Raw genomic sequence first — 6017 nt, forward strand, 5'->3', positions numbered from 1 at the left:
AGGCTGCTTGCATTCCCCGCTGGCGCCGCATTCGCTGCCCGCCATGAGCAGACTTGGGCCGGGCGTCGGCTGCGAGACGATCGATCCCGGTGCCCTGCCGGTGCGTCGCAGCGTGTTGTTGCTGCAGGGCCTGATGGGGCCATTGTTCCGCCGCCTGGGCCAAGGCCTGATCCGCGCGGGCCACCGCGTTCACAAGGTGAATTTCAACGGCGGCGATCGCGCTTTCTGGCGGCTGCCGGGCGGCATCGATTATCGCGGCACAAAAGCCGATTGGCCGGCCGCGCTGCAAGGCCTGATCCGCCAGCAGCAAGTGACCGATGTCATGCTGTTTGGCGATTGCCGGGATTACCACCTCGCCGCCACCGGCGTGTGCCGCGACATGGGTGTGCGGGTGCACGTGTTCGAAGAAGGCTATGTGCGCCCGGACTGGGTGACGATGGAAGAAGGCGGTGTGAATGGCCACAGCAGCCTGCCGCGCGACCCTGATTATTACCGCCGCACCGCCGCCACATTGCCGCCGGTGCCGCCGCACAGCCGGGTGCTGTCGTCGTTCCGCCGCCGCGCTGCCGAAGGACTGGCGTACAACGCCGCCGACGTGCTGACGCGCTTTCATTATCCGCACTGGAACAACCATCGGCCTTGGCACCCGCTAGTGGAAGCCATGGGCTGGATAGGGAAATTATGGCGCAAGAATGAGCGGGAGAATGCTGGCGCGGCGCTGATTAACCGGCTCGAACAGTCTGGCGCGCCTTATTTCCTGTTTCCGCTGCAACTCGACAGTGACGCCCAGATACGCATCCATTCGCCCTTTGTGGGCATTGCCGACGCGCTGAAAACCGTGATCCGGTCATTTGCGGCGCACGCGATCGGTTCCGGCTTGGCCGATGTACGATTGGTGGTGAAGGAGCATCCGCTGGACAACGGCGTGCGCGACTGGGAGCAGGAAACCGCCGATATCGCCGCCAAGTTCGGCGTGGCCGGGCGCGTCGATTATCTGGCCGGCGGCGATATCGAAAGCATCGGCGGCGGCGCGCGCGGCATGGTGACGATCAACAGCACCAGCGGCACGCTGGGCCTGGCCCTGGGCGTGCCGGTGGTAGTGCTGGGCGATGCCATCTACGACGTGCCCGACATCACGTTCCAGGACGGTCTGGATGCGTTCTGGCAACGCCCGACCCCGCCCGATGCTGAAACCTTTGCAGCCTTCCGCCGCGTGCTGATCGATCACTGCCTCATTCCAGGCGGTTTCTTTTCGGAAGCGGCGCTGGACAAGGTCGTGCAGCACGCCATCGCGCGTTTCGAAGGCCGCCCGCTGGCGCCGGAGTGAGCCGGTTAATGAACAGGTTCAGGCCGGGTCCTGATACAGCAAGGTCACGCTTATGCGGCGGTTGCGCGGATCGTTTGGTTTGGCCTTCACATAGGGATCGGTATCGGCCACGCCTTCGATGCGGCGAAAGCGGTCGCCCGGGATGCCGGCGCCCATCAACAGGCGGCGGGTGGCATCGGCGCGGGCGGTGGACAGGCTCCAGTTCGACGTACCGCCCAAAGTCTCCCTGCGCCGGGTGAACCCCAGCGCATCGGTGTGGCCGCGCACGGTAAGTGCGTTGGGCATGTCTTCAATGGCGTGGGCAACCGTTTGCACCAGTTCGCCGGCGCCCGCTGTCGGGGCCGACGTGCCAAGGCTGAACATCGAAAAATCGGCGCGCTCCACGATGTCAATGCGCAGCCCGTCGCGGGTTTTGACGAATTTCACCTGGCCTTTGAGCCCCTTCAGCGTGGGATCGGCTGCAAGCTTGGCCATGATCCGCTGCGCGGCCTTGTTGAGCGCGGCGTCATCGCGTGCCCGCGCTTCGGCGGCAGTCTTTGCAGCGGCTTGCGCCGCACCGGGCCGCCCTTGCCGCCCGCTGTTGCCGCTGGCTTGGCCCTGCGCGCCGCTGGCATTTTCACTGCCTTCGCCGTTGCCGGACCGGTTGGCGGCCGCGTCGCTGCCTGCTGCGGTGACCGGCCGTTTGCCGGTGGTTTCCGGGCGAGCGGCGCTGCCTTCCGGGGCAGCAACCGATCGCCCGCCAAACAGGCCGCCCGAACCACCGCTGCTCTGCATCTGGATGACGGTGGGGGTGAAATAATCGGCGATGCCCTTGCGCTGATCCTCGTTGGTCGCACCCAAAATCCACAGCAGCATGAAAAACGCCATCATTGCGGTGACGAAATCGGCATAAGCGATCTTCCACGCGCCGCCGTGGTGGGCATGGCCATGAGATTTCGCCTTTTTGTAAATGACTTCGGGTTCGATATGAAGTTCGGGCTTCACTTTGCCGACCTCATCCCATCAAATATCTCGCTGAAACTGGGCTGGTGGGCGGGGCTGATGGCCGTACGCGCGGCTTCGATCACCAGCGGCTGCGGCTGGCCCTTCATCGTGGCGATGATCACCCGGCGCACCACCAGATAGATCTCGCTGTCCTCGTCGATCACCGATTTCAGCCGCGCCGAAAGCGGTCCCACGACGCCATAGCTGAGCAGCACCCCCAGAAACGTGCCGACCAGCGCCGAGCCGACCATCGCACCCAGGATGGCCGGAGGCTGATCGATGCTGCCCATGGTTTTGATGACGCCCAGCACGGCCGCGACAATGCCCAGCGCCGGCAGCGCGTCCGACATCGTTTGCAGGCGCTCGACTGGTTTGAGGGCGTGGTGGTGGTGGGTGTCGATATGGGTCTCGATCACTTCATCCACAGCGTTGGGCGACAAGGTGCCGGTGGACACAACCAGCAGCCGGATTGAATCCGTCACCAGGCTGATGAAGAAATCATCGCCGGAAAATTGCGGATATTCGGCAAAGATGCTCGAAGATTTGGGGTCTTCGATGTGGGGCTCCACCGCCGTTGGCCCCTCGCTGCGGAACAGCCGCATCAGCCGCGCTGTCAGGAAAATCGCCGCGCCATAATCGGCTTTCCTGTATCGCGGGCCTTTCACCACCTTGGCAAGGCCGCCGCCCATCTGCTTGATGCCTTTGATGTCGGTGGCAACCAGCGTGGCGCCCACCGCTGCGCCGCCGATGATCAGGAACTCGTGGGGCAGGGCGTGCAGAACCGGCCCCAGGCTGCCGCCGGTGATGGCAAAGCCGCCGAAGACCATGACGATGAGCACGACAAGGCCAATGATGGACAACATGGAGGGCGTCGGCTCCGGGTCAGGGGTTCCCTCAGGTTACGACCCCTTCATTCCGGACTTAATTGCTGCCGCCTTGGATTTGCTAGCGAATGTCATCCCACAGGCTCAATCGCGACACCCGTGCAAAACTGGCCTGCGCCGCTTCCAGCACCACCGAAAGCCGGTCGAGCCGGGCAATCGCCTCGGTCATGTCGGTGTCTTCAAGCCGGGACAAGCTGGATTGCAGGGCGAGCTGGCTATTGTCGAGCCGATTGGTTTCTGCCTCCAGCCGCGCCGCGCGGGCCCCCAGCAGTGCTTGCGCTCCGGCCAGCCGGTCCACGTGGTCGTCAACCGCGGCAATCGACTCGTCCATCGCGGCATCGACGAAGACCGGCCGTGTTTCCATAAGGCTCGCTGCCAGATGGGCAAGGCTGTCGAACAGATTGCGCTGGCGCGGCGGTGGCGGCATTTCGGGATCGGGCAGCGGCGCCAGCGGATCAAGCGGTGCTGTCACGCCAAAGGCTTCTGGTCCGGTGATGCCGACGGGGATGCTGCGGCCGATGACGGCAATTTGCGGCGGCGTGCCCAGCCCGGCCCAGGCGGCCAACCCTTCGGCATCGTCGGTATATGCCGCCCCGGCGCCGACCCCGGCAAACAGCGCCTCGCCGTCGGGCCCGCGGGTTTCGGCCAGCCCGCGTGCGGCAGCCAGCAGCTCGCGCACTTCCAGCGCCAGCACGCTGCGATCGCCGGCATTCAGCGTGCCGTTGCGGCCGGCCAGCGCCAGTTCCTTGGCGCGCACCGCCAATTCGGCGATGCCAGCCAGCGCCACTTCGCTCGCGACAAGCCGCGCGCTGGCGCTGTCCATCGCAAGCCGCTGCACATCGCTGCCCCGATCAGCGCGGCGCAGCGCGGCGATGCGGGCAAAGGCGATGGCATCGTCGCCGGGCTTTTGCAGGCGCTTGCCGGTGCTGATCTGCTCCTGCACCACGGCCAATTGTTCGGAAAGCCCCTTGAGGCGGCGAACGGCGGCATCATGGCCAACCCGGGCGGAAAGCGGCGGGATCACCGGGTGAGGCCCAATATCTGATCGAACAGATCGCGCGCCACGCCGATCACCTGGGCATTGGCGCGGTAGGCGGCCTGCAGGCGGGTGAGCTCGGCGGCTTCATTTTCCAGATCGACCGCTGAAACCGCGTCATTGGCGCGCGCCGCATCTTCTTTCAGGCTTGCAGCTGCGGCTTCCAACCGTCTGGTATTGCAAACATTTGCGCCAACGCCGGCCAGATCGGCATCCAGCACAGCCTCGATGGTGCCATTCGGGCCGGGCTGGGCGCGCAGCCGGCCGAGTTCGAGCATGTTGCGATTGTCCTGACTGCCCGGCGGGGTGGGTGCGATGCGGAACAGGTCGCCCGTCGCGGCATCGGCGGGGATGCGGAAGCGGATGCCCGGCCCTTCGATCAGGCTGCCATCGGCTGGCACGGTGGCCAGCAGGTTGACCCCGGTGGGATCGCGGATTTCAGCCAGGCCGCCGGCAATGACGGTAATGCGCCACGGGGGCGGCGTCGTGTCGCCGCCGGGCAGGGTGAGCGCGCTGGCATCGCCATACACATCGGGCAGCCTGCGCGCGCCATTGTTGGGCGGGCCATCGACCTGCCAGCGTACTGCTGCCGCCACGCCGGCCGGCACCAGCGGCCGCAGTGACAGGCCTTGGGCGCCGCCAAGTGGCTCGATGGTCCATTGATCGCCGCTTACCCAGCCGCTGCCGATGCTCACAGTGAGGCCATCGAGCAGTAGCGGTGAAGGGCCGGTGATGCTGGCGCTGGCGTCGCTGCGGGCCAAGGTGAAGTCGCCAGCTTCCGTAATCAGGCGGTAACCGCCGGCAAACGGCGTCGCGCCATCGGCGAGCACCACATCCACCGGCGCCTGGCCGGCGTTGGCCTTGCCCACAGTGGTGCGGGTGGCAGCGGCGGCAAACAGCGCCTGGCCGGGTTGGCCTGCCGCATCAATGCCCTGCTGGTGCCAGTTGTTGACCAATGTGGCGAAACTGCCGGCGCTGCCATCCAATGCGGCGCGGGCGCGGATGATGTGGCCGGTGGCCTCCAGCAACCCCGCCAGCCGGCCCGAAGCCGGCAGCCGCAGCGGCACCGGTGCATGATCGGGATCGAGCAGCACTGATTGGCCATCGGGCGCCACCCCAATGCGGCTGCTGTTGCCGGCGCGCGGCACCAGCAGCACCGCCGACGCGCCGGAGCCGAGCTTGACCTCGACCACGCCGCGCTCCCCCTCGCTCACGCTGATCCGCACTTCGTTCGCCAGATCGGCGAGCAGCCGGTCGCGATTGTCGAGCAGGCCGGCCGCCGCCACATCACCATCATCGCCGCGACGGAGCTGGTCGTTCACATTTCCCAGCGCGGCGGCGAGATTATTTACCTTGCGGGCCGAAAGCGTGGATTGCGCCCTCGCATCGCCTTCCAGCTGTTCCAGATCGCGGCCGTGGCTGGAGAATGCGGCGGCGGCATCCCCGGCCGCATCGAGGAACACGGTGCGCGCGGCGGGCTGGGTGGGCGCGGCGGCAAGGCGGGTCGCGGCATCGAAGAACGCCCCGACGCGCCCCACCACATCGGCAGTGGTGGCCAGCGATTCCAGCCGTTGCAGCCAATCCAGCCGGGCGCCCAGCCGGGATTGATCGCCGCTGGCGATGCGGGCGGCATTGGCCTTCAATGGATCGACATCGCGAACCAGCCTTGCCGCGTGCACGCCGACTCCGCTCAGGGCAGCACGCTGAAACGGCCCGCCGCTGCCGGCTGGCTGCGCGGCCAGCACGATGCGGCGGCGCACGAAGCCCGGCGTATCGGCGTTGGCGA

5 protein-coding genes are annotated in these 6017 nt (G+C 66.6%); 1 reads left to right on the plus strand and 4 read right to left on the minus strand.

All coding sequences use genetic code 11. The annotated features are described in order from the left end of the window. Positions 1 to 43 precede the first annotated feature (43 nt). Entirely contained in the window at positions 44 to 1327 is a 1284-nt protein-coding gene (locus ACESL8_RS10505; protein ID WP_372918576.1) for a capsule biosynthesis protein, read from the plus strand. A gap of 18 nt (positions 1328 to 1345) precedes the next feature. Here the strand turns inward: ACESL8_RS10505 and ACESL8_RS10510 are convergent, their stop codons facing one another. The 4 genes from ACESL8_RS10510 to ACESL8_RS10525 all read right to left on the minus strand — a co-directional run. After that, a complete protein-coding gene (locus tag ACESL8_RS10510) occupies positions 1346 to 2311 on the minus strand; it encodes a flagellar motor protein MotB (RefSeq protein WP_372918578.1) in 966 nt (321 codons plus the stop codon). Continuing rightward, on the minus strand, positions 2308 to 3174 hold the full coding sequence (gene motA / locus ACESL8_RS10515; protein WP_372918580.1) for a flagellar motor stator protein MotA: 867 nt from the start codon (positions 3172 to 3174) through the stop codon (positions 2308 to 2310). Before motA ends, ACESL8_RS10510 begins: the two co-directional genes overlap by 4 nt. Before the next feature lie 82 nt (positions 3175 to 3256). Further along, positions 3257 to 4219, minus strand: a complete 963-nt coding sequence (locus tag ACESL8_RS10520; protein WP_372918582.1) for a flagellin — start codon at positions 4217 to 4219, stop codon at positions 3257 to 3259. Continuing rightward, positions 4216 to 6017: hypothetical protein (locus tag ACESL8_RS10525; RefSeq protein WP_372918584.1), on the minus strand; the 1802-nt coding region annotated here is incomplete at its 5' end. The genes ACESL8_RS10520 and ACESL8_RS10525, both read right to left, overlap by 4 nt.

Source organism: Sandarakinorhabdus sp., assembly GCF_041689835.1.
GTDB lineage: Bacteria > Pseudomonadota > Alphaproteobacteria > Sphingomonadales > Sphingomonadaceae > Sandarakinorhabdus.